21 protein-coding genes and 1 tRNA gene are annotated in these 24,995 nt (G+C 75.0%); 8 read left to right on the top strand and 14 right to left on the bottom strand.

Annotated elements, in window-relative coordinates:
* Positions 1 to 142 precede the first annotated feature (142 nt).
* From ehuA to ACSURM_RS23135, 6 genes are all read right to left on the bottom strand, one after another.
* Positions 143 to 925: an ectoine/hydroxyectoine ABC transporter ATP-binding protein EhuA gene (gene ehuA, locus ACSURM_RS23110; RefSeq protein ID WP_436957586.1), complete on the bottom strand. Its 783-nt coding sequence runs from the start codon at positions 923 to 925 to the stop codon at positions 143 to 145.
* Positions 915 to 1,565, bottom strand: coding sequence for an ectoine/hydroxyectoine ABC transporter permease subunit EhuD (gene ehuD / locus ACSURM_RS23115; protein WP_189754162.1), 651 nt, complete (start codon positions 1,563 to 1,565; stop codon positions 915 to 917). The genes ehuA and ehuD overlap by 11 nt, the downstream gene beginning before the upstream one ends.
* The gene (gene ehuC, locus ACSURM_RS23120) at positions 1,562 to 2,209 is read right to left on the bottom strand and encodes an ectoine/hydroxyectoine ABC transporter permease subunit EhuC (RefSeq protein WP_436957587.1); all 648 of its coding nucleotides are present in this window, start codon (positions 2,207 to 2,209) and stop codon (positions 1,562 to 1,564) included. Before ehuC ends, ehuD begins: the two co-directional genes overlap by 4 nt.
* The gene (gene ehuB / locus ACSURM_RS23125; protein ID WP_289972139.1) at positions 2,206 to 3,123 is read right to left on the bottom strand and encodes an ectoine/hydroxyectoine ABC transporter substrate-binding protein EhuB; all 918 of its coding nucleotides are present in this window, start codon (positions 3,121 to 3,123) and stop codon (positions 2,206 to 2,208) included. The genes ehuC and ehuB overlap by 4 nt, the downstream gene beginning before the upstream one ends.
* A gap of 130 nt (positions 3,124 to 3,253) precedes the next feature.
* On the bottom strand, positions 3,254 to 4,654 hold the full coding sequence (locus ACSURM_RS23130) for an amidase (RefSeq protein ID WP_436957589.1): 1,401 nt from the start codon (positions 4,652 to 4,654) through the stop codon (positions 3,254 to 3,256).
* 30 nt (positions 4,655 to 4,684) lie between these two features.
* On the bottom strand, positions 4,685 to 5,638 hold the full coding sequence (locus ACSURM_RS23135) for a D-2-hydroxyacid dehydrogenase (RefSeq protein ID WP_436957591.1): 954 nt from the start codon (positions 5,636 to 5,638) through the stop codon (positions 4,685 to 4,687).
* A 199-nt stretch (positions 5,639 to 5,837) separates the two neighbouring features.
* Here ACSURM_RS23135 and ACSURM_RS23140 point away from each other — a divergent pair, with 199 nt between their 5' ends.
* The 4 genes from ACSURM_RS23140 to ACSURM_RS23155 all read left to right on the top strand — a co-directional run bounded on the left by ACSURM_RS23140 (position 5,838) and on the right by ACSURM_RS23155 (position 7,824).
* A complete protein-coding gene (locus ACSURM_RS23140) occupies positions 5,838 to 6,569 on the top strand; it encodes a maleate cis-trans isomerase family protein (RefSeq protein WP_436957592.1) in 732 nt (243 codons plus the stop codon).
* Positions 6,570 to 6,674: 105 nt separating this feature from the next.
* On the top strand, positions 6,675 to 7,043 hold the full coding sequence (locus tag ACSURM_RS23145) for a hypothetical protein (RefSeq protein WP_436957593.1): 369 nt from the start codon (positions 6,675 to 6,677) through the stop codon (positions 7,041 to 7,043).
* Between the two features lie 135 nt (positions 7,044 to 7,178).
* Positions 7,179 to 7,760 (top strand): bifunctional DNA primase/polymerase, encoded by a 582-nt coding sequence (locus tag ACSURM_RS23150; protein WP_436957594.1) that lies wholly within the window; start codon positions 7,179 to 7,181, stop codon positions 7,758 to 7,760.
* Positions 7,751 to 7,824, top strand: a tRNA-Lys gene (locus ACSURM_RS23155). The genes ACSURM_RS23150 and ACSURM_RS23155 overlap by 10 nt, the downstream gene beginning before the upstream one ends.
* Positions 7,825 to 7,925: 101 nt before the next feature.
* Here the strand turns inward: ACSURM_RS23155 and ACSURM_RS23160 are convergent.
* The gene (locus ACSURM_RS23160; protein WP_436961171.1) at positions 7,926 to 9,140 is read right to left on the bottom strand and encodes a M6 family metalloprotease domain-containing protein; all 1,215 of its coding nucleotides are present in this window, start codon (positions 9,138 to 9,140) and stop codon (positions 7,926 to 7,928) included.
* 367 nt (positions 9,141 to 9,507) lie between these two features.
* On the opposite strand from ACSURM_RS23160, the gene ACSURM_RS23165 reads away from it, so the two are divergent.
* The gene (locus ACSURM_RS23165; protein WP_436957595.1) at positions 9,508 to 11,313 is read left to right on the top strand and encodes a putative bifunctional diguanylate cyclase/phosphodiesterase; all 1,806 of its coding nucleotides are present in this window, start codon (positions 9,508 to 9,510) and stop codon (positions 11,311 to 11,313) included.
* Here ACSURM_RS23165 and ACSURM_RS23170 read toward each other — a convergent pair.
* The 5 genes from ACSURM_RS23170 to ACSURM_RS23190 form a co-directional block, all read right to left on the bottom strand.
* Positions 11,292 to 12,389: an LLM class flavin-dependent oxidoreductase gene (locus ACSURM_RS23170; RefSeq protein WP_436957597.1), complete on the bottom strand. Its 1,098-nt coding sequence runs from the start codon at positions 12,387 to 12,389 to the stop codon at positions 11,292 to 11,294. The two genes, ACSURM_RS23165 and ACSURM_RS23170, sit on opposite strands and share 22 nt — an antisense overlap.
* Positions 12,390 to 12,612: 223 nt before the next feature.
* The gene (locus ACSURM_RS23175) at positions 12,613 to 13,950 is read right to left on the bottom strand and encodes an AAA domain-containing protein (protein ID WP_436957599.1); all 1,338 of its coding nucleotides are present in this window, start codon (positions 13,948 to 13,950) and stop codon (positions 12,613 to 12,615) included.
* Positions 13,947 to 15,536 carry a hypothetical protein gene (locus tag ACSURM_RS23180; RefSeq protein WP_436957600.1) on the bottom strand — a complete coding sequence of 530 codons (1,590 nt, stop codon included), beginning with the start codon at positions 15,534 to 15,536 and terminating at the stop codon, positions 13,947 to 13,949. The genes ACSURM_RS23175 and ACSURM_RS23180 overlap by 4 nt, the downstream gene beginning before the upstream one ends.
* Positions 15,527 to 16,762 carry a hypothetical protein gene (locus tag ACSURM_RS23185; RefSeq protein ID WP_436957602.1) on the bottom strand — a complete coding sequence of 412 codons (1,236 nt, stop codon included), beginning with the start codon at positions 16,760 to 16,762 and terminating at the stop codon, positions 15,527 to 15,529. Before ACSURM_RS23185 ends, ACSURM_RS23180 begins: the two co-directional genes overlap by 10 nt.
* Entirely contained in the window at positions 16,659 to 17,603 is a 945-nt protein-coding gene (locus ACSURM_RS23190; RefSeq protein ID WP_436957603.1) for a phosphatase PAP2 family protein, read from the bottom strand. Before ACSURM_RS23190 ends, ACSURM_RS23185 begins: the two co-directional genes overlap by 104 nt.
* Before the next feature lie 251 nt (positions 17,604 to 17,854).
* Here ACSURM_RS23190 and ACSURM_RS23195 point away from each other — a divergent pair, with 251 nt between their 5' ends.
* On the top strand, positions 17,855 to 18,451 hold the full coding sequence (locus ACSURM_RS23195) for a histidine phosphatase family protein (protein WP_436957605.1): 597 nt from the start codon (positions 17,855 to 17,857) through the stop codon (positions 18,449 to 18,451).
* Between the two features lie 292 nt (positions 18,452 to 18,743).
* Here the strand turns inward: ACSURM_RS23195 and ACSURM_RS23200 are convergent, their stop codons facing one another.
* Positions 18,744 to 20,216 (bottom strand): hypothetical protein, encoded by a 1,473-nt coding sequence (locus ACSURM_RS23200; RefSeq protein WP_436957607.1) that lies wholly within the window; start codon positions 20,214 to 20,216, stop codon positions 18,744 to 18,746.
* Between the two features lie 274 nt (positions 20,217 to 20,490).
* Between ACSURM_RS23200 and ACSURM_RS23205 the strand changes: the two genes are divergently transcribed.
* Together ACSURM_RS23205 and ACSURM_RS23210 are read left to right on the top strand one after the other, a co-directional pair.
* Positions 20,491 to 20,898 (top strand): hypothetical protein, encoded by a 408-nt coding sequence (locus ACSURM_RS23205; protein ID WP_436957608.1) that lies wholly within the window; start codon positions 20,491 to 20,493, stop codon positions 20,896 to 20,898.
* A gap of 126 nt (positions 20,899 to 21,024) precedes the next feature.
* Entirely contained in the window at positions 21,025 to 21,888 is an 864-nt protein-coding gene (locus ACSURM_RS23210; protein ID WP_436957610.1) for a spermidine synthase, read from the top strand.
* Between the two features lie 163 nt (positions 21,889 to 22,051).
* On the opposite strand, the gene ACSURM_RS23215 is transcribed toward ACSURM_RS23210, so the two are convergent.
* Positions 22,052 to 24,973, bottom strand: coding sequence for a BTAD domain-containing putative transcriptional regulator (locus ACSURM_RS23215; protein ID WP_436957611.1), 2,922 nt, complete (start codon positions 24,971 to 24,973; stop codon positions 22,052 to 22,054).
* Positions 24,974 to 24,995: the final 22 nt, after the last annotated feature.

A 24,995-nucleotide genomic window follows, 5' to 3' on the forward strand; every position in this document is an offset into this window, starting at 1 on the left:
CGTGTCCACGATAGCCGCGCGGGGACCCCCGGGAAGAGGGTGTCGGCGAGAAGAAGCCCATCGGGTGCCCGCCCCCACCGGCGGTGAGATCCACTGGCATATGCCAAAGGCATGTACCGGTCCTCGTCGGCGGACCCCGCGCTCACAGCACCGCGCTGATGAACTCCCTGGTCCGCTCCCGCTCCGGATCGCCGAAGATCTTCTCCGGCGGGCCGGCCTCGATGACCCGGCCCGCGTCGAACATCAGCACCTGGTCGGAGATGTCCCGGGCGAACCCCATCTCGTGGGTGACGCACAGCATCGTGATGTCGGTGCTGCGCGCGATGTCCCGCAGCAGGTCGAGCACGCCCGCGACCAGCTCCGGGTCGAGCGCGGAGGTCACCTCGTCCAGCAGCAGCACCTGGGGCCGCATCGCCAGCGCCCGGGCGATCGCCACCCGCTGCTGCTGCCCGCCGGACAGCCGGGTCGGCTTCATGTCGCACTTGTCGGCCAGGCCCACCAGGTCCAGCAGCTCCCGCGCCCGCGCCTCCGCCTCGTCCTTCGACAGGCCGAGCACCCGGACCGGCGCCTCGGTGATGTTGCGCAGCACCGACATGTTCGGGAACAGGTTGAACTGCTGGAACACCATCCCGATCTTCTTGCGGACCTCCCGGACCTGCTTCTCCGGCGCCGGGAACAGCCGCTGCCCGGCCACCGTGATGGTGCCCTCGTCCGGCTCGGCGAGGGTCATCAGCAGTCTGAGGATCGTGGTCTTGCCGGAGCCGGACGGCCCGATCAGGGTGACGTGCCGGCCCGCGTCCACGGACAGGTCCAGCCCGTCCAGCACGGTGTTCTCCCCGAACCGCTTGGTCACCCCCTCGATGCGGATCAGCTCGGTCGGCAGGGTGCCGGTCGCGGCCGGCTGCTTGCGGGTCTCAACGGACAAGGCGACGCTCCAGGGTGCGCAGAAGAAGGGAGGCCAGGTACGACACGACGACGAAGGCGATCCCGATCACCGTCAGCGGCTCGGTGAACTGGAAGTGCTGCTGGGAGACGAGCCGCGCCCGGCCCAGCATCTCCAGCACGCCGATCGTCATCAGCATCGGCGTGTCCTTCAGCATCGCGATGACGTAGTTGCCGAGCGGCGGCACCACCCGGCGCACCGCCTGCGGCAGCACCACCGCCGTCCAGGTGCGCCGCACCGGCAGGCTCAGCGCCGTCGCGGCCTCCCACTGACCCGCCGGCACCGCCTCGATGCCGGCCCGGTAGACCTGCATCGTGTACGTCGAGTAGTGCAGCCCGAGCCCGAGGACCCCGGTGGTCAGCGGGGACAGGGTCACCCCCGCCTCGGGCAGCACGTAGAACAGGAAGAACAGCTGCACCAGCAGCGGGGTGTCCCGGACGAACTCCGTGAAGACCCCCACCGGCCAGCGCACCCACCGGGTCGGCGCCCGCATCAGCAGCGTCCACACCAGTCCCAGCGCGAACGAGATCAGCGACCCCAGGGCCAGCGCCTCCAGCGTGACGACCAGCCCCTTGCCGAAGTACGGCAGGAAGTCGGCGACCGCTCCCCAGTCCCAGGTCATCGGGCCACCTCCGCCTTCAGCCGGCGCTCCAGACCGCGCATCCCGCGGGTCAGCAGGAACGCGATCACGAAATAGATCAGCAGCAGGTACGCGTAGATCTGGGCGCTCTGCTGCAGGGCGAGCCGGACCAGGTTGCCGCTGAACGCCAGGTCGCCCATGCCCGTGATGGACACCAGCGCGGTGCCCTTGAGCAGCTCGATCAGCAGGTTGGAGAAGGACGGGATCATCTCCGGCACCGCCTGCGGCAGCAGGATCAGCCGCAGCCGCTGCCAGGGCGTGAAGCCGAGCGCGATCCCGCCCTCGCGCTGCGCCGGATCCACCGCCGCCAGCGCGCCGCGCACGATCTCGGAGCCGTACGCGCCGTAGGTCAGGCCCAGCGCGAGCGTGCCCGCCCACATCGGCACCAGCTGCCAGCCGAAGGCGACCGGCAGCACGAAGAACACCCAGAAGATCATCACCAGTGCCGAGATGCCGCGGAACACCTCGGTGTACAGGCCGGCGACGAAGCGGACCAGCCGCGAGCGGTGGGTGCGCGCGGCACCGGCGACGAAGGACATCGCGGCGGCCAGCAGCGCGCTGTACACCAGCAACTGGAGGGTGACGCCGACCCCTTGGAGGACGATTTCCCACAGTCCCGCGGTCATCGGCGACACAGCTCCTTCGCGGTCATGGTCGTCATCTCCGCCTCGGTGAAGCCGAAGGGCCGCAGGATCCGGTACAGCTCCCCGCTGCGGCGCAGCTTGTGCAGCTCGGCGTTGAAGGCGTCCCGCAGCCGGGTCTCGGTCGGCCGGAAGGCGAACGCGCCCCCGTCCGCCTTGGGTTTGCCGTCCACGAGCGCGACGAACGGCTTGGTCGACTCGGCCTTGGCGGAGCCCCGCGCGACCATCCGCGCGGTGACCGCCGTGGCCGTGAAGAGGTCGACCCGCCCGGACTCCACGGCGTTCAGCCCGGCCACCTGGTCCGGAACGATGACCAGGTCGTTCTCCTTGAAGCCCGCCTCCACGGCGTGCTGGATCTGCGCGTACCCGGTCCCGGTGGCGATCTTCGCGTGCCGGCGCAGCGCGTCCGCGTAGGTGCGCAGCCCCAGCGGATTGCCCTTGCGGACGATGAACGCGTCCGGCATCTGGTAGTCGGGGTCCGCGAAGATGACCTGCTCGCAGCGGTCCGGGGTGACGTACATCCCGGCGGCCACCACGTCGAACTGCTGGGCGTTCAGCCCCGGGATCAGCGAGCCGAACTCGGTCGGCACCGGCTGCACCCGGTCCACCCCGAGCCGTTTGAAGATGGCCCTGGCCAGTTCGGGCGCCTCGCCGGTGAGCCTGCCGTCCCGGTCGATGTACCCGAAGGGGACCTCGCCGGCGATCCCGAGCCGTACGACGCCCTGGGCGCGCAGCCGCTCCAGCAGGTCGCCGCCGCCCTCCCCGGACGCCGACGCCACCCGCGTGCAGCCCGCCGCGCCCAGCGCGCCGAACGCCGCGAGTCCCGCCAGTACGGAACGCCGTGTGCGTCTGCGTTCCGGCCGTATGGTGTGTGCCTCGTTCCCACGTGGTGCAGCCATGGCGGCGCGGCTACCCAGACGCAATCCGGCTATGCACCCTGGTTTTTCCGGCCGGGCGATTCGTCACCGTCCCGCCCGGACCGGGTGCCGTGCCCCGTTCCGACAGCCCGCCGGGCCGTCCGGGCGGGGGTCAGACCACGGGGGCGGCGACCGGCGCCACCGCCCCGGCCTCGTACAGCGCGTGCGCGGCCCGCAGCACCAGATCGTCCCGGTGCCGGGCCGCGACGATCTGCATCCCGACCGGCAGACCGTCCCCGTCCGTGCCCACCGGCACGCTCGCCGCCGGCTGCTGGGTCAGGTTGAAGGGGTACGTGAACGGCGTCCACCCCGTCCAGCGGCGGTGCGCGGAGCCCTCCGGGACCTCCCGGCCCGCCGCGAACGCCGTGACCGGCACCGTCGGCGTCACCAGCAGGTCGTAGCGCTCGTGGAACCGGCCCATCCGCCGCCCGAGCCGCGCGCGGACGTCCACCGCGGCCAGGTACTCCAGCGCGCTCGTCCGGGCGCCCAGCGCGCAGATCTCCCGCAGCCCCGGGTCCAGCAGCCCCCGCCGGTGCGGCGACAGGTCCTGGGTCGCCCGGGCCGCCCCGGTGAACCACAGGGTGTGGAAGGCGTCCACCGGGTCGCTGAGGTCGGGGTCGGTCTCCTCGACGTACGCGCCCAGACCGGCGAGGCGGGCCACCGCCCGGCGTACCGCCGCCGCCACCGCCGGCCGGACCGCCACCTGACCGCCCAGCGACGGCGAGTACGCCACCCGCAGCCCCCGCACGCCCGCCGCCAGCGCCCCGGTGAACGAGCCCGGCGCGGGCGGCAGCGCCGACCAGTCCCGCGCGTCGGGCGTGCCGATCACATCGAGCAGCAGGGCCGCGTCGGCCGCGTCCCGCGTCATCGGCCCGGTGTGCGACAGCGTGCCGAACGGGCTCGCCGGATACAGCGGCACCCTGCCGTACGTCGGCTTCAGCCCGAACACGCCGCAGAACGCGGCCGGGACGCGGATGCTGCCGCCGCCGTCCGTGCCCAGCGACAGCGGGCCCGCGCCCAGCGCCACGGCCGCCGCGCCGCCCCCGCTGGAACCGCCCGCGGTGCGCGAGGTGTCGTAGGGGTTGCGGGTGATCCCGGTCAACGGCGAGTCGGTGACGGCCTTCCAGCCGTACTCGGGCGTGGTCGTCTTGCCGAGGAACACCGCGCCGTGCTCGCGCAGCCGGGCCACCGGCGGCGCGTCCTCGTCCCAGCTCCCCTGTTCGGACAGGGTGGTGCTGCCGCGCAGGGTGGGGTGGCCGCGCAGCAGCAGGAGATCCTTGACCGTCACCGGCACCCCGTCGAGCAGTCCGGCCGGCTCACCGCGCCGCCAGCGGGCCTCCGACTCCCGGGCCCGGGCGAGCGCGTCCTCCTCGATCAGCCGGACGAACGCGTTCACCTCCGGCTGGATCCGCCGGGCCCGCTCCAGCGCCTGCTCGGTCACCTCCACCGGGCTGAACTCGCCCGCGCGGTAACCCTCCAGGAGCCGGACGGCGGTCAGATCGGTGAGCTGCATGCACCCTCCAGGGGATCGGTGGCGGGGCCCTCAGTGACCGGGCACATAGCCGCGCGTCTTGTCGACCACGTTCGGCAGAGATCTGCCCGCCGCCCACCGCTCGTACAACTCCACGAACTGCGCACCGAGTTGATCGCGCCACCCGAAGGTGTCACCGCTCATGTGCGGGGACACGATCAGCCCCGGCAGCTCCCACAACGGGCTGTCCGCCGGCAGCGGTTCGGCGGCGAACACATCCAGCGCCGCGCCCGCGATCCAGCGCCGCTCCAGCGCCCGGACCAGGGCCTCCTCGTCCACCAGGCCGCCCCGGCCGACGTTCACGAAGAACGCCGAGGGCTGCATCACGTCGAACCGGTGCGTGTCGAACATGCGGTACGTCCGCTCGGTCAGCGGAGCCGCCGCTATCACCCAGTCCGCCCGGGCGATCAGCCGGTCCAGGTCGTCCGGGCCGTGTATCCCGGTCCGCGGCACCCGCCCGACCAGCGCCGTCCTCACCTCCAGGGCCTTCAGCGCCCGCACGATCGCCCGGCCCGCGGGACCCGAGCCCACCACGCACGCGTGCGTGCCCGCCACCCGCCGGGTCTCCCGGTGCCGCCAGGTGTGCTCCCGCTGCTGGGCCAGGGTGCGCGGCAGGTCCTTGGCGACCGCCAGCACCAGGGCCGCCACGTACTCGGCCACCGGCTGCTCGAAGATCCCGCGCGCGTTGGTCACCACCGTGTCCGACGCGGCCAGCTCCGGGCACATCAGATGGTCCACGCCCGCGCTCGCCGTGTGCACCCAGCGCGGCCGGGGACCGTCCCCCGGCCACGCCTCGCGCACCGCGTGCGAGGTGAAGTCCCACACCAGCAGGACATCCGCGGCGGGCAGCCGCTCGGCCAGGTGCGCCTCGTCCGTGCGCACGATCCGGGCGCGTCCGGTGAGGCGGCCGAGCCGGGGCGGCGGATCGGCGTCGAGGACCAGCACGGTGGGCGGTAACGGTGTCATGCGGGGCGGCTCCCGAAGGTCTGACCTGCGTGGACCGTGCACGGACCGACCACGCTCGCACCCGGGCCCGGCGTCGTCAACACGGCGGCGGGCCCGAAGGCGCGGTGCCGCGCCGACGGGGTACCCGAGCCATGGGCCCGCCGGGCACGCCTGCCCGGGGACGGCCCGTACCGCCGGACCACCATCAGGAAGGCTGGACATGACCGCACTCGGATTCCTCTACCCGGGCCACCGTGCCGAGGACGACTATCCACGCATCGAGCAGCTCCTGGGCAGCGACATCCGGGTGGACCTGATCCACACCGACCCCGGCGAGGACACCCGCGAGGTGGCGGCGCTGCGCGCGCTGGGCACCGCCGAGCGGTTCGCCGAGGGCGTGGAGGCGCTGCGGCTGACCGGGGCCGAGACGGTGGTGTGGGCCAGCGCCGGCGGCGGCTTCGCGCACGGCTGGGCGGGCGCCCAGGAGCAGGTGCGCACCCTGGCCCGGCTGGCCGGGATGCCCGCCTCCTCCACCTCCTTCGGCTTCGTCCACGCGGCCCGCGAGCTGGGCGTACGACGGGTCGCCGTCGCCGCCGCCTACCCCGAGGACGTCACCGCCCTGTTCGCCGACTTCCTGCGGGCCGGCGGCCTGGAGGTCACCGGCCCGCGTTCCCCGGCCGCCGCCGCCCCGGCCGAGGTCGCCGGCTGGGGGCAGGAGGAGGTGCTCGCCCTGGCGCGCGCGGCGGACACCCCCGACGCCCAGGCCGTCCTGCTGCCGGACACGGCCCTGCACACCGCCGCCCACCTCGGCCCGCTGGAGGAGGCGCTGGCCAAGCCGGTCCTCACCGCCAGCCAGGTCGCGGTCTGGGAGGCGCTGCGGCTGGCGGACCGCCGGGTGAACGCGCCGACGCTGGGCAGCCTGTTCACCCGGGAGCCGCTCGTGCAGGTGTAGTCCGGGGGCCTCCTCGTCGGGCCGGCCCCTTGCGCGGGCGCGGGACAATGGACGGTGGCCCACCCGAAGGCGGTGCCGGCGAACCGTACGAGGAGGAGACAAGACATGGCGGAGCCCACGCCGCGTCGCAGCGAACCGCGGCTACGCCCCGCGCCCCTGCTCTTCGAGCCCGCGGAGGCGGCCTCGGACCCCGAGCACTTCTTCGACCTGGAGTCGATCGAGGACCCGCGGCAGCTGCTGTCCCGGGCGACGGAGCTGACCCAGGCGTTCCGCGCGGCGGCCGACCGGGCCGTGGAGTTCCAGGCCGTCGCGGCGGCCCAGCTCGCCGACCCGCGCCGGTTCGACCGGCTGACCCCGGCGGACATCGCCGAGCGGGCGGAGTGGACCGAGGACTATGCCAAGAAGATGGTCGAGTTCGGGCGGGACCTGATGCGCGGGGAGGGCGAGGGGCGGACATCGGCCGATCCGCTGTAGCGCGCGGCACGGCGGCCGCTCCCCGACCGCCAGGGGCATATGCCGGGTGGGCAAGATACTCCTCCCCGGCCGTCCTGTCCCGGTTTTCCGCAACTCAGCGCAGCCGCTCGCTGACGGGCTGTACATCTGGGTGTCATGACGACCAGTGCCCCGAACGTGACCTGTGACAGCTCCGGCGCCGTCGCCTGGCTCGCCTCGGCGGGAACCCACCCGCGCAGCACGCTCGCCCTGTGGCAGGAACGCCCGGACGCCCCCGTGGTCCTGCCCTGCGGCACCGTCTTCGACGTGGTCAGCGCCCCGGTGGTGTTCGGGCGCCGCATGCTGGACCGGCTGTGGGGCGCGGGCTCGCGGTCGGGCCCGGTCGCGGTGTTCCGGGGCCGCACGCTGTTCTTCGCCGCCCCCGGCACCGCCCAGCGGCTGCCGTCCCTGCTGGCCTGGGAGGAGTGGGGCACCCGGCGGGCGCGGGAGGTGCCGCCGCTGCTGTGCCACGGCCCGGGCGACGCCGTGACCGTGCCCCCGCTGACGCCCCTGAGCTGCGACGACGCCCCCGGCGCGACTCGCTGGCTGGTCGCCCCGGACGGCCGGCACCCCTGGTTGCCGGGCCCGGAGGTGCTGCTGTGGGCGGCCGTGGGGGCCGCCCGGAGCACCGGCCGGCCGTCGATTTCTCCTCACCGCGACCAGGGTGCTAATGTCTACGACGTCAGCAGGCGCCGCTAGCTCAGTTGGTTAGAGCAGCTGACTCTTAATCAGCGGGTCCGGGGTTCGAGTCCCTGGCGGCGCACGCGTGAAGGACGGCGGGCCGAATTCGAAAGAATTCGGCCCGCCGTCTTCGTATACGGCGGCCGCGCCGCTTTCGCAGGCGCACAGGGTCGGGGCGCGGGCTCAGCCGCGCACCCCCGGGGTGATCGACACCGTCCACGCCCCCGACGCCGTCCTGCCCTCCGCCTCCACCCGCACGCCCTCCCCGGGCACGGTGAAGCTCTCGCCGAGGGAGACCGGCGCGTCCGCGAGCGGCGGGTAGACCGAGTCCTCCCAGCAGGCCTCGGTGCGCGGATGGGCGTCGACCACCTGGACCGGGCCGTCACCGGAGGCGGCGCCGCCGCGCACCCGGTAGACCAGGATGCCCTGCCGGCAGGCCCCGCGGTCGGCGCCGGCCGGGCCCCGCGCCTCGAAGGCGAGGGCGCTGTCCGGCCCGGTGCGCACCACGGCCAGCTTGACGCCGTGCCCCAGGCCGAAGGCGGACCCGCCGCCGGTCACCGGCAGCGGGGCGCCCGGTCCGGCCGCGAGCGGCTCCAGGGTGAGGCGGCTCGGCGCGGCACCGCGCACGCACACCACCTGGCGCGGATCCAGCCAGCCCAGCCGCCACTTGTGCCAGCCCAGCAGATCCGGCGCGAGCCCGAACTGGCTGCCCATCAGGTCCCAGTCGCCGACATGGGTGTCCCAGTCGCCCTTGCCGTCGGCCGGGCGGTGGTAGAGGTCGGGCAGGTCGAAGACGTGGCCGGTCTCGTGGGCGAGGACCAGCCGGTCCGGCGGGTGGTCCTCGAAGACGGTGACCACCCGGTGGATGTCGGTGCCGTCCGCGCGCAGGGGCGCGTCGAGGTTCACCACCTTCGTGGCGTCCGAGTCGACCCCGGGCGCGTCCGGGTCGGCGACGAGGTAGACGACCTGGTAGCGCGAGAAGTCGACCTCCTTGTCGGCCACGGCGAACGCGTCGCGCAGATAGGCGGCCCGGTCCTCGGCGCTCCAGTCCCGCCTTATGGCGTACGACGTCGACGGGCGCGGCATGCGCAGCCAGCGCTCCAGCGGGTGCGGGCGCAGGGTGAACCTGCCGTAGGAGGACCGCGCGTAGAAGCCGGTGGTGGCCGGGAAGTGGTCGGCCGTCAGCTCCTTCGGGGTGGTGCGCGGGGCGGAGTCGGGGAACGACAGGAAGACCAGTACGGCGTCGAGGGTGCCGGCCGGGCGCGGGTAGGCGGTGTTCCAGGTGTCCACGCCCTCCGAGTGGTGGGCCTCGGTGCGGTGCAGTGCGCAGGGGGCCGTGGAGAACGGCTCGGCGACCGAGGGGCCGGTGAGGATCGAGGTCGCGGCGAGCGCCGACATCGTGGTGCACACGGCGGCGGTGCTGCGCAGCTTGGGCACGGACGTGACCTCCGGGTGTGGTTCGCGGGACCCGCACCCAGATTGCTGGTAATCATTGGTTTATGCCCTGTTTGTCTGCACCAAGAGGGTGAGCGCGCGCCCAACGAGCGCCGGGCGCGCCCCGGCGCTCGATATCCGGAAACATTCACGGAACGTCACAACTTGTCGGAGGGCTGTAGAAGCTGCCCAGGTGCGGGCAGAAACGATCTGTCAGAACCTGTGCTCGGTCCGGGACACTGGACATCGGCTGGAAGGGCCCGGGGCCAGCCTCTATGATCGGCACACTTTCCGGCACGGACAGAGATCGAGTGCACTGCGGGAGCGAGCGGTGAGCGGAACGTCCGAAGGGCCGACGCCCGCGGCAGACCTCGACCGGTCAGCCGTCACAGACAGTCACTACACCACCTACCACCGTGTCTTCGCGACCGCCCCGCTCGCCATGGCGGTCGTGGGTCCCGAGGGGCTCGTCGTCACCGCCAACACCGCCCTCGGCGAACTGCTCGGCATCGACGTGGACACGGTCGTCGGGCGGTCCGCCGCCGACCTGGTGGACCTGGCCGGGGACGCCCGCGGCCGGCACGCCTTCCAGGAGGTACTGAGCGGACGCCAGACCCGGCTGCGCTGCACCCGCCGGCTCAAACAGCCGGGAGGGAACTCGGTGTGGGCGCAGATCACCCTCGCCCCGCTGAGCGGCGGCGAGCCCGGCGCCCTGATGTCGGTCACCGACATCAGCGCCAGCCGCGAACTCCAGGCGCGACTGCGGCATTTGCAGATGCACGACCCGGTGACCCGGCTGCCCAACCGCACGCTGTTCTTCGAGCGGCTGACGGCCGCGCTGGAGGCGGAGCCCTACGAGCAGGGCGGCACCGGCCGGATCGGCCTGTGCTATCTGGACCTCGACGGCTTCAAGGCCGTCAACGACACCCTCGGCCACCGCGTCGGCGACCGGCTGCTTTCGGCCGTCGCCGGACGGCTCACCCGGGTCGCCGACGCGGCCGGCTACGCCCGCGCCGCCACCCCCCTGGTGGCCCGGCTCGGCGGCGACGAGTTCGCCCTGCTGGTGGAGGACTCCACCGGCACCGAACAACTCGCCGACCTGGCCGACTCCGCGCTCAAGGCCCTTCAGGAACCCTTCGACCTGGCCGGACAGCGGCTGTCGCTGACCGCGTCCATCGGCGTGGTCGAACGGCACACCGCGGGCACCACGGCCACCGGGCTGATGCAGGCCGCCGATACGACGCTGTACTGGGCGAAGGCCGACGGCAAGGCCCGCTGGACCCTGTTCGACCCCGAGCGCAACGCCCACCGCATGACCCGCCAGGCGCTGTCCTCCACCCTCCGCCCCGCCATCGAGCGGGGCGAGTTCGTCCTGGAGTACCAGCCGCTGGTGGCCATGGAGGACGGCCGGCTCAACGGCGTCGAGGCGCTGATCCGCTGGCACCACCCGCAGTTCGGCACGCTCACGCCGAATCGGTTCATCGGACTGGCCGAGGAGGACGGCTCGATCGTGCAGCTGGGCCGCTGGGCGCTGGTCACCGCCTGCCGGCAGGCCCGCCGCTGGCAACTCGACCGCCCCGGCGAACCGCCCATCTTCGTCAGCGTCAACGTGGCCGTGCGGCAGGTGTGGGACTCCGACCTGGTGGCCGACGTCGCCGAGACCCTCGCCGAGACCGGGCTCGCCCCGCACCTGCTCCAGCTGGAGCTGACCGAGTCCGCGGTGATGGGCTCGGCGGGCCGCCCGCTCCAGGCCCTCCAGGCGCTCAGCGACATGGGTGTGCGCATCGCCATCGACGACTTCGGCACCGGCTACTCCAACCTCGCCTATCTGAGCCGGCTGCCGGTCTCCGCGCTGAAGCTGGACGGCTCCTTCGTCCGGGGCTTCCAGTACGAGGAGGCCGCCCGGGACGCCATGCCCAACCCGGCCGACGAGGTCGTCGTGGAGGCGATGATCCAGCTCGCCCACCGGCTGGGCCTGACGGTCACCGCGGAGTGCGTGGAGACCTCGGCCCAGGCCAGCCGGCTGCGCAGGATCGGCTGCGACACCGGGCAGGGCTGGCTGTACTCCCGTCCGGTGCCGCCGGATCGTATCTCCGAGCTGCTCGGGGCGCGGACCTACGCGGTCGGCAACCCGTAGGCGTCCGCGATCAGTTCGTAGGAGCGCAGCCGCAGCTCGCCGCGGTGCGCGTGCGAGACGATCATCAGCTCGTCGGCTCCGGTGCGCTTGTGCAGATCGTCCAGGCCGGTGCGGACCTCGTCGGCCGTGCCGTGCACGACGTTCGCCGTCCAGGAGGTGATGAACTCCTCCTCCATCGGGCCGAACTCGTGCCGCTCGGCCTCCTCCGGGTCCGGGAACAGGCCCGGCCGGCCGGTGCGCAGCCGGAGCATGTTCAGCGCCATCGCCCGGGTCTGCCGGCGGGCCTCCCGCGGGTCGTCCGTGGCGAGGGCGGAGACGCCGATGAGGGCGTACGGCTCGGCCAGGACGGCGGACGGCCGGAAGGTCTCCCGGTACAGGTCCAGGGCCGGGACGGTGTTCTGCGCGGAGAAGTGGTGCGCGAAGGCGAACGGCAGACCGAGCAGACCGGCCAGCCGCGCGCTGAACCCGGAGGAGCCGAGCAGCCAGATCGGCGGGCGGTGCGGGGACTGCGTCCCGCCGGGCGAGGAGCCCTGCACGGGGCCGGGGATCGCGTGGATGCGCCGGTAGGGGTGGCCGTCGGGGAAATCGTCGTCCAGGAACCGGGTCAGTTCGGCGAGCTGCTCCGGGAAGTCGTCGGCGCCCTCGTTCAGGCGGTCGGTGCGGCGCAGGGCCGCGGCGGTGGCGCCGTCCGTGCCCGGCGCCCGCCCCAGTCCTAGGTCGACCCGGCCCGGGGCCATCGCCTCCAGCGTGCCGAACTGCTCCGCGATCACCAGCGGGGCGTGGTTGGGCAGCATGACGCCGCCCGAGCCGAGCCGGATGCGGTCGGTGTGGGCGGCGAGGTGGGCGAGGATCACGGCGGGGGAGGAGGAGGCCACGCCGGGCATGGAGTGGTGCTCGGCGACCCAGTACCGGTGGAAGCCGCGGGACTCCGTGAGCCGGGCGAGCGCGACGCCGGTGCGCAGGGCGTCGGTGGCGGTGCTGCCCGCGCCGACGGTCACCAGGTCCAGCACGGAGAGGGGCACGGGGGCGCTGCCGCGCGCGACCCCCCTGATCTCGTCTACCTCGTCTGCCGCCACGGTATGGCCTCCTGTTCCAAGCACTGCGTGCGCTGTCCTCCGGGCGCTAACAGGAGGGAGTCCCCGCTTATTCCGGGACACGCCGAACCTGGCTCAGGGCCGCCAGGCCACCCGGTGTTCGGTCAGGTGGGACAGCACGGCGTGGTTCGCCTCCCAGCCGTCCGGGCTGTGTCCATCGGCCGCCTCCGGCGGCGGGCGGCGGATGGGTGGCGCCGCACCCGGCTCAGGGTCGCCAGATCACTCGGTGTTCGGTCAGGTGGGACAGCACCGCGTGGTTCGCCTCCCAGCCGTCCGGGAACTTCACCAGGGTGCCCAGCTGGACCGGTTCCGTCGCGGGGTAGTCGTCCAGGAGGTCGGGGACGCCGGCCCGGCAGACCACGACGCAGGCGTGGCGGTGGCGGGAGGCCAGGACGCACAGCCGGCCGGTCTCCAGATGGAACGCGGTGGCGTCGGGCCGGCCGGAGAGCGGGTGCAGGACGACCGTCACGTCGTACTCCCGGCCCTGGAGCCGGTTCGCGGTGTCGACCGTGACGTCCCGGACGCCCAGTTCGGCCAGGGCCGCCCGGACCGCCGCCGCCTGGTCGCGGTGGGCGGTGCCCACGGCGACCCGGTCCGCCGTCAGCGGGGTGGGGTCGGGGGAGCGCTCGGAGGTCGCCGCGCCGCCGCGGTCCAGCAGGCGGCGCACCACCGTCGCCACCGCCCGCACCGCCTCCGGGTCCGTGCGCGGAGTGTGCCGGGCGGGCAGCTCCAGCAGCCCCCAGCCGGACTCCGCGGCCTCGTCGATCACCCGGTCCGGGCCGGAGCCGTCCGAGGGCACCGCGAAGGCCAGCCGGCGGTCGCCGTGGGCCGTGCCGCTGCGGAAGGGCGTGTACGGGTAGAACGCGTCCGACACCAGGGGGGCCGCCGACGCCGGCAGCCGCCAGGACACCGGCAGCCGGTGCTGGGGCAGACCCGGGTTGTGCGCCAGCAGCGTGCTGACCGCCGACGCCGAGGGGTCGTACGACAGCCCCGCCCACTGCTCGCCGCCCACGATGGAGAACGGGTCCAGCTGGCCCGGGTCGCCCACGAACAGCGCCCGCTCGAACAGCCCGGCCACGGCGAGCAGGGAGTCGGAGCGCATCTGGTACGCCTCGTCCACGATCGCGTGCCGCCACGGCTCGTCCACCTTCACGTGCGCCCACTTCGCGGCGGTGGACAGCACGACCGGCAGCCCGGCGAGGTCGGCCGCCTTCGCCGACGTGCGCACCTGCGGCAGGCCGTCCAGCGCCTTGTCGTAGGCGTCGGCGTCACTGCTGTGCAGCCGGCCGACGGGCAGCTCCGGGTTCTTCTCGGCCAGCCGCAGCACCAGGTCGTCGACCTGGGCGTTGGTCTGCGCCACCACCATCAGCGGGCGGCCCGCCGCGGCCAGTTCCAGGGCCGCGCGCACCACCAGCGTCGACTTGCCGGCGCCCGGCGGCGAGTCCACCACCACACCCCGCTCGGTGCCGTGCAGCGTGTCGTGGAGGATCGCCTCCGTGGCACGGCCGGCCGCGGTGCCGGGATCGAAGTCGACGGTCGTCACAGCACGTCCTCCTCGGTGACGGGGTCGGGAGCCTCCGGCGCCGCCTCGCCCGGCGGGCCGCCGTGCGTCCACGGGGTCTCCTCGGGGTCGGGCAGTTTCGCGCCGCCGCGCTGCTCGTGCTCGAACAGCGTGAAGCAGATCCGGTCGCCCTTGTGCGGCACCGAACCGGGCTCGGGCTCCTTGCCCCGGCCCATCCGGTCCAGGACGCGCAGGGTCAGCACCCCGTCCGCCTCGTACCCGACGAACTCCGCCGACTGCGGACGGCCGTCCAGCGAGCGGTACACCCGCGCCCGCTCCGCGATATGCGGCCGGTCGTCCGTGCGGACGGTCACCAGCGGGCGCGGGCTCGGCCGCTTCCCCTCGCTGTACGCCATCACGACATCCGTCACCTCGCCCGCGAACGCCTCCCCGGCCAGCCGCCGCCCGGCCATCACCAGCGGATCGTCCAGCGCCTCCTGCGCCTCCAGCCGGGCCTGCTCCCGCTCGCGCGTGGCCAGCTTGTTCGCCGCCGTCACCGCGTCGTCCCGGCGCGGCTGCGGCGGCTCGCCGGCCCGCACCCGGTCCCGGTGCGCGGTGAACGACCAGCGGTCCCGGGTCCAGCGCCCCTCCACGTGCGCGCCCGCCGGCAGCGCCCGCAGCAGGTCCAGGCCCCGCCACACCGCGTCCCAGGTGGGCCGGGCGCGGCTCGCGACCAGGTCGCGGATCTCCCGCTCCGCGGCGGTGAGCGCGGCCAGCCGGGCGTCGGCCGTCAGCGGGTCCTCGGCGGCGGCCAGGGCCGTCCGCGCGCGGTCGTAGCGCTCGATCGCCGGGGCCAGCAGCTTGTTGTCGAACGCCGGGTCGGTGGCGGGACCGGCCGGCGGGCACAGCAGCTGGCCGTCGGCGTCCCGGGCGAGTTCGGCCCGGCGGGCGGCCTCGGCGCCGGACAGCCCTTCGGGAGGGTCGATCCAGGCGAGCAGCGCGCCCAGGTGCTCGTCCTCCAGGCCGGACTGGCCGGTCGCCCAGTGCCGGGAGAGCACGTCGGTCATGGCCAGCAGCAGCGAGGAGCCGGGGACCCGGGCCCGCTCGCCGTAGTGGGTCAGCCAGCGGCCGAGCAGCGGCACCCGGGGCGGCGCCGGGTAGGGCGCGTCCGGGTCCTGCTCGGCGGTGCGCCGGAACCGCATCGAGCGGCCCAGCAGCCGTACGAAGTCCAGGCCGGTGCGGCTCGGCACGATCAGCTGGGGCGCGTCCGCGCACAGCTCGGCCGCCACCTTGACCCGCTTGCCGGTCTCCGGGTCGGTCTCGGTGCGCTCGGCCGCCTCCACGGCGTCCGCGTACGACTCGATGTGCGGCAGTACGACGTCGGCCAGGTCGGCGAGGAACGTGAAGCGCAGATCGCGGTCCCGGGGCTGCGGCACGACCAGCAGCCGGGGCGCGTCCCGGTCGGTGCCGACCAGCGCGCCGAGCGGGGCGCCGGTCTCACCGGCGGTGGTGAGCGGCACGAACACCAGCGGGCGGTCGGACAGGTGCCGGTGCCGGACCGTCGCCGCCGGCTGGGCCCGGCCGCTGTCCACGGCCTCCAGCCGGGCGAGGGCGGTGATCAGCGACACGCGCCCACCTCCCCGGCACCCACCGCCGGGCCGTCACCCGGGAGCGGGGCCGCCCGCTCGGCGGCCGTCCGCAGGGCCTCCGCGCGCAGGGCCGCCGCCCGGCGCAGCGCCGCCACCGCCGGGTCGGCCGGGTCGCCGCTCGCCCCACGGGCGGCGGACAGCACCTCCGCCACGGTGGCCAGGCCGCCCAGCTCGGCCCGCAGGGGCCGGCCCAGCCGGGTGACCGCACCGGCCGCGCGGGCCCGCTCCCGGCAGTGGAAGGCCAGCTCGCAGGCGGACAGGCACTCCGGGGCGTAGCTCGCGGGCACTGCCTCCACCGCGGCCGTCAGCTCCTCGGCGGGCCGGTCCGGCGCGAAGCACGTGCCCTCGGGCAGCGTGCCGGCGATCTCCTCGATCCGGGTGAGCCGGGCGAGCTGGCGGGCGGTGACCGCGCGCTGCTTGCGGACGTCCACGGCACAGCCCGCGGGCAGGTTCGAGAAGTCCTTCGGGCACACCAGCAGCACCTGGTGGCGCACCTCGGGAACCGGGTCGAGGCGGGCGGCGACCTGCTCCAGCGCCAGCACGTACACCGCCGCCTGCCGGGCCGCCGCGCCGGCCTTCGCGGGATCCGCGGCGCCGTCCACCATCGGGAAGGACTTGATCTCCACCACCGACCAGCCGCCGTCCGGGTGCACCACCACCGCGTCCGGCTCCAGGAAGGCGAGCGAACCGGCCACCTCCAGGGCGAGCATCGGATGGTCCAGCAGCGTCCAGCCGCCCGCCTCGGTGGCCTCGCGCAGCGCCAGCGCCGTACGCGCCGTACGCCCCTCGGGGCCGTGCGCGGTCAGGTCGGGCACGGCGGCGCCGGCGGGCGGCTCGGCGCCCGGGTCGAGCCGGGCGTGCACCAGCCGCAGCAGCTCCGCGCCGCCGTCCGCCTTCACCCGCGCCTCGAACGCGTTGCCCCGGGTCAGCGCGAACTGCGACTGCCCGAAGCCGGACGGGGCGCCCAGCGCGGTCGCCAGCCGGGCCTTGTCCACCCCGGCGCCGTCCAGGATCGCCCGCCGGGCGCACCCGGGGTTCGCGGCGAGCGCCGCGAGGGCGCGGGCGTCCAGGGCCTTGGCCGGTACGTCGGGACCGCGCAGCTCAGCGAGCCGGTGTCGCAGCCCCTTCGCCCGCGTCGGCGGCGGGGGCGTCCGGTCCGGGCGCGGGGCCGCGCCGCGAGTCGCGCTGCCGTGGAATTCGCTCACCCGCCGAAGTCTGGCATCCGGCACTGACAATCGGGGAACCGGTGCGGGAAGCGACCGGGGCGGCGGGGCGCGACAGCCGGGCCCGGAGCCGGTCCGCCGCCCGCATGAGGGGCGGCGCCAGCAGGTAGCCGACGCCCATCACGGCGACGCCCGCGACCGCGTCCAGGAGGTAGTGGTTGGCGGTGCCCATGACCACGATCGCGGTCACCAGCGGGTAGACGACGCCGAGCACCTTCGCCAGGCGCGTGCCGCCGTGGCGCCACAGCAGCACCCCGCACCACAGCGCCCAGCCCACGTGCAGGCTCGGCATCGCCGCGTACTGGTTGGTCATGCCGCCCATGCCGCGCGGGGCGCTGGCCTCGCCGCCCCACCAGCCGTACGAGCTGTACTGCGCCATGGTGTCCACGAAGCCGTATCCGGCGTCCAGCAGCCGGGGCGGGCAGGTCGGCAGCAGGGTGAAGCCGATCAGGCCGATGAAGGTGGACGCGAGCAGCCAGGTGCGCGCGGCCCGGTAGTGCGGGGCACGCGCGCGGAAGAGCCACACCAGGACGGCGGGCGTGACCAGGTAGTGCAGCGAGGCGTACCAGAAGTCGGCCGGCACGCCGAGCCAGGGCTCCCGGGTGAACAGCCGGTTCAGCGGGTGCTCGGCGTTGAGGTGCAGGGCCTTCTCGATGCGCAGGAGCGCGAGGCCGTGGTCGACGGCGCCGGAGACGTCACCGCGCGCGAGGAGCCGGCCGGCCGAGTAGCAGCCGTAGACCAGCAGGATCAGCGGCAGCTCGGTCCACCAGCGCGGCCGGGGACGGAGGGCCACCTCGGTGCCCGGTGTCTCGGTCTGCGGCAATCCGATCGCCCTCCCCCTTCTGCTGTGTGCGGTACGCGCGCCCCCGGCGGGCGACCGTGCCACTTTACGGTGTCCCTACCGCGCCCATGAGGGGCCCGTCGGCCATGCCCGGGGTACGTCCGGCCCTGGAAGACGCCGGGGCCGCCCGCGAGGTTGCCTGTCGGCGGGGTGCGCGATGATGGAGGGGCCGAAAACACTCGTAGCTTCCGTGGCCGCCTCCGGGCGCCACCCCCCTTCCGGAGAGGTCTCCCATGGCACCGCGCATCCTGCTGGCCCGGCACGGACAGACCGCCTGGTCGCTGTCCGGCAAGCACACCGGCAGGACCGATGTGCCGCTGCTGGAGGAGGGCCGGCACGGGGCCAAACTGCTCGGCGAGCGGCTGCACCGCGCTCCGCTGGACGGGCTGGCGGACGTGGAGGTACGCACCAGCCCGCTCGCCCGCGCGCGCGAGACGTGCGAACTCGCCGGGTTCGGCGACCGGGCCGAGCGCTGGGACACGCTCATGGAGTGGGACTACGGCGCGTACGAGGGGATGACCCCCGCCGAGATCCAGGCGGTCCGGCCCGGCTGGCTGATCTGGCGGGACGGCGTCCCGGAGGGCGAGTCCGTCGCCGAGGTCGCCGCGCGCGCCGACGAGGTGGTGTCCTGGGCCCGCTCGGCCGACCGCGACGTCCTGGTCTTCGCCCACGGGCACATCCTGCGGTCGATCGGGGCGCGGTGGCTGGGCCTGCCGCTGGACTTCGGGGCCCGCATCCGGCTGAACCCCACGTCGCTGTCCGTCCTGGGCTGGGCGTACGGCGAGCCGGCGATCGAGAACTGGAACGACGTGGGCCACCTGACCGGCTGACGGGGGAGCGGCGCGGGGTGGCGCGGGTACGAGGGCCGGGGGTGCGTCGGCTCTCGCCGGGACCGGTGATGCGCCGGCCTCGCCTGGGACCCCTGATGCGTCGGCTCCCGTCAGGGGCCTGTGACGCGCCGGTCCTCCCCTGGACCGGTCATGCATCGGCTCCCCCCCCGGAACCGATGGCGCGCCGGCCTTCGGCCGGGACCGGTGACGGGGGCCCCGTCCGGCACCGGTGAGGTGATACGACGATCCGCCCCGGAACGGTGACGCACCGGCCCGCGTGCCGTCCCGACGACTACACCGGCCCCCCGTCCCGCACCGGACGCGGACTTTTGCAGGCCGCGTGCCGGTCCAGGAACTCCGCCACTCCCGACGCCCGCCGGTGCGGCAGCAGTACCCGCGCCGTCCCGGCCAGCATTCCCTGGATCCGCGAGGACTGGACCTGGTCCAGCAGCGCGAGCACCCGCAGCCCCGCCTCCGCCGCCTCGTCGGGACGGCCCTCGCGGGCGAGGTCGTCGGCCAGCTCGGCGGTGTAGAGCGCGATGTTGCGGGTGAAGTGCGGGTCCTGCGCCTGCGCGGCGCGCCGCGCCTGCCGGGACGCCCGCCGCCAGTCGCCCAGCGTGGACCAGCACTGCGCCTCCAGGCCCGCCAGCTCGGCCTCGCCGTAGAAGCTCATCCACTCCGGGTCCGCGTCCGCGCGGCCCCGCTCGAACAGGGCCTGCGCGCGCGCCAGCGCCCGCTCGCAGCCGGTGCGGTCGGCGAGCCCCGCCCAGCCGCCCGCCTCGCGCAGCGCCAGCAGGGACAGCAGCCGGGCCGAGCCGAGCGGCCGCGCGGCGCGCTGCGCGGCCTGCGCGGCCCGGACCGCCTCCCGGGGGCGGCCCGCGTCCCGGGCGAGGAAGGCGGTGTTGCAGAAGGCGTGCGCCTCCAGCCCCGCGTCCCCGGTCATCCGGGCGGTGGCCAGCGCCTCCGCGTAGTGCGAGCGCGCGTCGTCGAAGCGGCCGGAGTCGTGGGCCAGCCAGCCGACGGAGATGGCGAGTTCACCGGCGCCCGCGTGCAGCCGGTCGGCGGTGGTCTGCCGGGTGGCGCCGGCGTCGAGCAGCGCGTAGGCGGCGCGCAGCGGGGCCGCCGCGCGCCGGTACAGGCCGTCCGCGCCGTGCCGGTCGTCGAGCAGCCGGATGCGGCGGACGGCCTCCTCCAGGGCCATGGCCTCGGGGACACCGGCGCGTCCCGGCAGCGGGTCCGCCGCCGCGGCGGCCGGGGCGAGCCCCAGCGGGACCAGTGTGGCGGCGGCCACCGTGGCGCCTCCGCCGGTCATGAATGCGCGACGCAGCACGTCGCTCTCCTCGTGGTTCGGGTGGTTCGGGGGATCGTTCCGCCAGGGGTCCCGCGGGTCGTACGGCTCGACGGCCCCGGGCGGCCCGCCGGGTCCCTCCCCCGGGGCGGGCCCCCGGGGAGAGACCACGGCCGTCCGCGCCGCCCGGCCGCGGACGGACGAACGGGGCACGAAACCCAGGTCGGTGAGGGTGCGGCCGGGGAACATGTGCAGGAACACCCGCTCGTAGGCGTAATTGGGGCAGCGGATCTCGCCCGCCTCGACCCGGCCGATGTAGCGCGCGTCACAGCTCACCCGCTCGCCGATCTCGTGCGCGGCCCGCCGGACCAGCGCCGCGAACTCGGCCGGGGAGCGCGCGCCCCGCAGCCGGCGGAAGGCGAGGTTCGGCCGGGTCGGCCGGTCGGGCTGTGACGAGGTCACCGTTGACGACGCCATGGCCGGGTCCTCTCGTGCGAACCGTCGAACCATGCCGGGACCGGGGCGGTTCCGGGGTGGTACCGGGACGGGGCGCCTGGCCGGCGCTCCGGTTCCGGCGGGCATGAACGTACCCGCTGCGGGGGGTCCGGCACGCGGTGTTTGGCCGCAAACCGGGTATCTCCCGCGTGATCTGCCATGAAGTGCCATCCTTTGCGGCGCACTTCGGCCGTGCCTGTTGACGTGTTGTCGCGTTGAACCCCGTGGACCGCAACAGGGCTGTGTGGAGGCCGGCATGGAGACCAGCCAGAGCAACGAACCTTGTACGTCGCCGTCGTCGTCCGCGTGCGCGGGCGACCCGGCATGCGACCTAGTGACGGTACCGGCCCGGCAGGGGCTGGAGGCGGTCGACATCCTGCGGCGAGCGGGAGCGGACGCGGTGGGGCCCGTCCTGCACGACGACGACCGCGACACCCTCTGCTTCCTGGTGCCCGCCGGTACGGCGGCCTGCTGGGACGTGCCGGGCAGCACCTGCACCGGGACGGACGGGCGCGGACTGCGGCCGGCCCCCGGGCCCCCGGTGGCGGGCTCGGACTGGCTGCTGCCGCCCGGCGAGGCCGACCCCGCCACGGACCCGGCGGTACTGCGCCGGGCCCTGGGGGAGGCGGCCCGGCTGATCGAGGTGGCGGACGGGTGCTGCTGAGGCGGGCGGACGCCCGCCGAGGCGTGCCGGCACGTGCGGACGCGTGCCGGCGACGTGCGGGCCCCGCGCCCCCCACCGGTCGCCGGCGGTGCCGCGCCCTGCCGTGACACCTGCGAAAATGGGCGGATGGGCAGGTCCAGGAACACCCGGCGCAGGTCGGCCGTCACCGTCGAGGAGCCGGTCGACGGCGGTCTCGCGCAGCTCGTCCCCGACCCCGACCGGGGCCGGGCCTGGACCCTGCTGATAGACGGGGCGCCCCAGTCGCACGTCGACCTGGACGACCCGGCGTACCTCTCCTTCGACTACCAGCGGCGCCTCGGCCATGTCATCGACCTCGCCGCCCCGCCCGGCCGCCCCGTGCACGCCGTGCACCTCGGCGGTGGTGCCTTCACCCTCGCCCGGTACGTCGCCGCGACCCGGCCCCGCTCCACCCAGCAGGTCGTGGAGCGCGACGCGAGCCTGGTCCGGCTGGTCCGCCGCGAGCTGCCGCTGGACGCCAACGCGCGCGTCCGGGTGCGCGCGGTGGACGCCCGGGAGGGCCTGGCCAAGGTGCCGGACGGCTGGGCCGACCTGGTCGTCGCCGACGTGTTCAGCGGCGCCCGCACCCCCGCCCACCTCACCTCCACCGAGTTCCTCGACGAGGTCCGCCGGGCCCTGAAACCCTCCGGGAGCTACGCGGCCAACCTCGCCGACGGCCCGCCGCTCGCCCACCTGCGCGGCCAGATCGCCACTGCCGCCGCCCGGTTCGGCGAACTCGCGCTGATCGCCGACGCGGCCGTGCTGCGCGGCAAGCGCTTCGGCAACGCCGTCCTGGTCGCCTCCGACGCCCCGCTGCCGCTCGCCGAGCTCACCCGCCGGGCCGCCTCCGACCCGCATCCCGGCCGGGTCGAACACGGCCGGGCGCTCACCGACTTCACCGGTGGCGCGGTACCCGTGACGGACGCGGCCGCGGTGGCGTCCCCGGCCCCGCCGCCGTCGGTGTTCCGCTAGGGCCGCTGGTCAGCCGCTGCTCAGTGTCTGCTCAGTACGTCTCGCCGTCTTCCACACCCGCATCGACCAGCCGGTGCCCGGGGCCGCCGAGGCGCGCGTGGCGTCGGCCGGACCGAGGTCGGCGCCTACAAGTGACCCGACCCCACCGGCGTGCCCGCCCCGTTCAGGAGGCCGGTGCCGACACGGCGCCCTCGTGCAGCAGGTCCCGCAGGTCCCGCGCCTCGTCCGCGCCCAGCCCCTCGTACAGGGCGAGCGCCTCCCGCCAGCAGGACTCGGCCCGGCCGGGCTGGCCGAGCCGGGCGAGCGCGCGGCCCAGCAGCGTCAGCGCGTTCGCCCGCCACACGTCCCCGCCGACCTCGTCCAGCGGGATCAGCGCGGCTTCCGCGGCGGCCGCGGCGGCGGCCGGAGCGTCCTGGGCGAGCTGGATCTCCGCCATCCGGTAGTGCGTCATGCTCTGCCAGAACAGCTGCCTGCCGCCCCGGAACACCTCCAGCGCCTCGCCGAGCAGGCGCAGCGCGGTGTCCGGCTCTCCGGTGGCGGCCAGCGCCAGCGCCAGGGCGTAGCGCGCGTCGGCCCCGCGCAGGGCGTGGCCCATCGCGTCGTACAGCTCCATCCCCTGCCGGGCGAGCCGGACCGCCTCCCGGAGACGGCCGGTCGCCATCCGGAGGCGGGAGAGGCCGCACAGCGCCACCGCCTCGCCGGGCCGGTCGCCGCAGCCGCGGAAGCCCTCGGCAGCGTGGGCCAGATACCCGTCGCCTTCCGAGAGCCGCCCTTGGTAGTGCGCGATGACGCCCCGCCGGTAGAGGGCCCAGGCCGTGGTCAGGGGATCGGTGCCGGTGCTCAGCTCGACGGCCCGCGCGGCGGCCCCGTCCGCCTCCTCGAACCGGCCGCTGATCACATGGGCGTGCGCCACCGTGACCAGCGCCCGCGCCTCGGCCCGCCGGTCGCCCGCCGCGCGGGCGGCGGCGCTCAGGGCCAGGGCCGTCTCCTCGTACGCCCGTGCGTCGCTGCCCTCGGACAGGCCGAGCGCGGCCCAGAGCGTGTCCACCGCGTGGCCGAGCAGCGGCGGCCGGGCCGACTGGCGCACCACGGAGAGCAGGGGCCCGGCCTCCGTGTGCAGCCAGTCCTGGGCCTCCCGCGGGCCGGTGAAGGACAGCCCGGGCCGCTCGGCGCCGTGCAGGTGCTCCACCAGCCGGTCCTCGGGCCGTTCGACCGCGTAGGCCCGGGTGGCCGTGGCCAGGTGGAAGTCCAGCAGGCGGGCGAGGGCGGCCTCCCGTTCGTCCGGCAGCTCGTCCCGCTCCGCGCAGGCACGGGCGAAGAGGCGGACCAGGTCGTGGTACTGGTAGCGGCCGGGCGCGGCCGATGTCAGCAGGGAGGTGTCGACCAGGGACTCCAGCAGGTCCTCGGCGCTCCAGGCCGGGAGGTCCAGCAGGGCCGCCGCCGCGGCCAGCGAGATGTCGGGGCCGTCGGCCAGGCCGAGGAGGCGGAAGGCGCGGGCCTGGGCCGGTTCCAGCTGGCCGTAGCCGAGTTCGAACGTGGCCTTGACCGCGAGGTCGCCCGCCTGGAGTTCGTCCAGCCGGCGCCGTTCGTCGGCGAGCTTGGCCGCCAGCACCGAGACGGTCCAGGTGCGGCGGGCCGCCAGGCGGGACGCCGCGATGCGGATCGCCAGGGGCAGGAAGCCGCAGGCCGCCACGACGTCGAGCGCCGCCTCCCGCTCCGCCGCCACCCGTTCCTCGCCCACGATCCGCGTGAACAGGGCCAGGGCCTCCCCGGGGGACATGAGGTCCAGGTCCACCAGGTGGGCGCCCGCGAGGTCCGGCATCCGTACCCGGGAGGTCACCAGGGCCGCGCAGCCGGGGGTGCCGGGCAGCAGCGGGCGTACCTGGGCCGCGTCCCGGGCGTTGTCCAGCACCACCAGGACGCGCCGGCCGCGCAGCAGCGAGCGGTAGAGGGCCGCCCGCTCCTCCGCCGAGTCGGGGATCGCCGCGTCCGGGGTGCCGAGCGCGCGCAGGAAGGAGCCGAGCACCGTGGCCGGTTCGGCGGGTCGCTGTCCCGCGCCCCGGAGGTCGGCGTACAGCTGCCCGTCCGGGAAGGCGTCGCTCGCCCGGTGCGCCACCTGCACGGCCAGTGCCGTTTTGCCGACCCCGCCGATGCCCGTGAGGGACGATACGGCCATCACCTCGCCCGCGCCCGACGCGAGCGCGGCGCGCAACTCCTCCACGAAGGCGGTCCGGCCCGTGAAGTCCATTACGGCGGCGGGCAGTTGCGCGGGTACGACGGGTGCGGTGGCCGGTCCGGTCACCGGGGCCTGGGGTTCCGCGAGGGCCGGGTCCGCCCGGAGGATGCGCTGCTGGAGGTCGCTGAGGCCCGGGCGCGGGTCCACGCCCAGTTCGTCCTGGAGCAGTCGGCGGGTGTCGGCGTAGACCGCGAGCGCCTCGGCCTGCCGGCCGCTGCGGTACAGCGCCAGCATCAGCAGCTCGCGCAGCCGTTCGCGCAGCGGGTGGGCCGCCGTCAGCGCGGTCAGTTCGGCCACCGCCTCGGCGTGCCGGCCCTGCGTCAGGTCCAAGTCCAGGCGGGACTCCAGGAGTTGCAGCCGCCACTCCTCCAGGCGGGTGCGCTGTGCCTCCGCGTACGGGCCGGGCACGCCGGCCAGGGGTTCGCCGTCCCACAGGGCCAGCGCCCGGTCGAGGGCGTCTCGCGCCCGGGCCGGGTCCCCGGCGGCGCGTGCCCGCTCCGCCTCCTCGGTCAGGTCGCGGACGACCCACAGGTCGACCGCGTCACGGCGCAGGGCACGCATCGCGTACCCGCCCGACTCGCTGGCCAGAACCCCGGGGCCCAGGATCTTGCGCAGCCGGGAGGCGTACGTACGCAATACAGGTAGCGCCGACGACGGAGGGGTGTCGCCCCATAGGGAGTCGATCAGCTCGGCGGCCGTCGCCGTACGGCCTTCGCGCAGCAACAGGGCCACCAGCAAGGCGCGTTGATTGGGGCTGCCCGTGGGCAGGGCGTCCTCGCCCCGCCAGGCGCGCACCGGGCCGAGGAGGGTGAACCGCGGTTCCGGGTCACCGGATACCGATTCACGCATGACGCCCCCTTCCCGCAAGTCA

The sequence above is a fragment of the Streptomyces sp. SudanB182_2057 genome (genome assembly GCF_964272715.1).
Taxonomy (GTDB): Bacteria; Actinomycetota; Actinomycetes; order Streptomycetales; family Streptomycetaceae; genus Streptomyces; species Streptomyces rubradiris.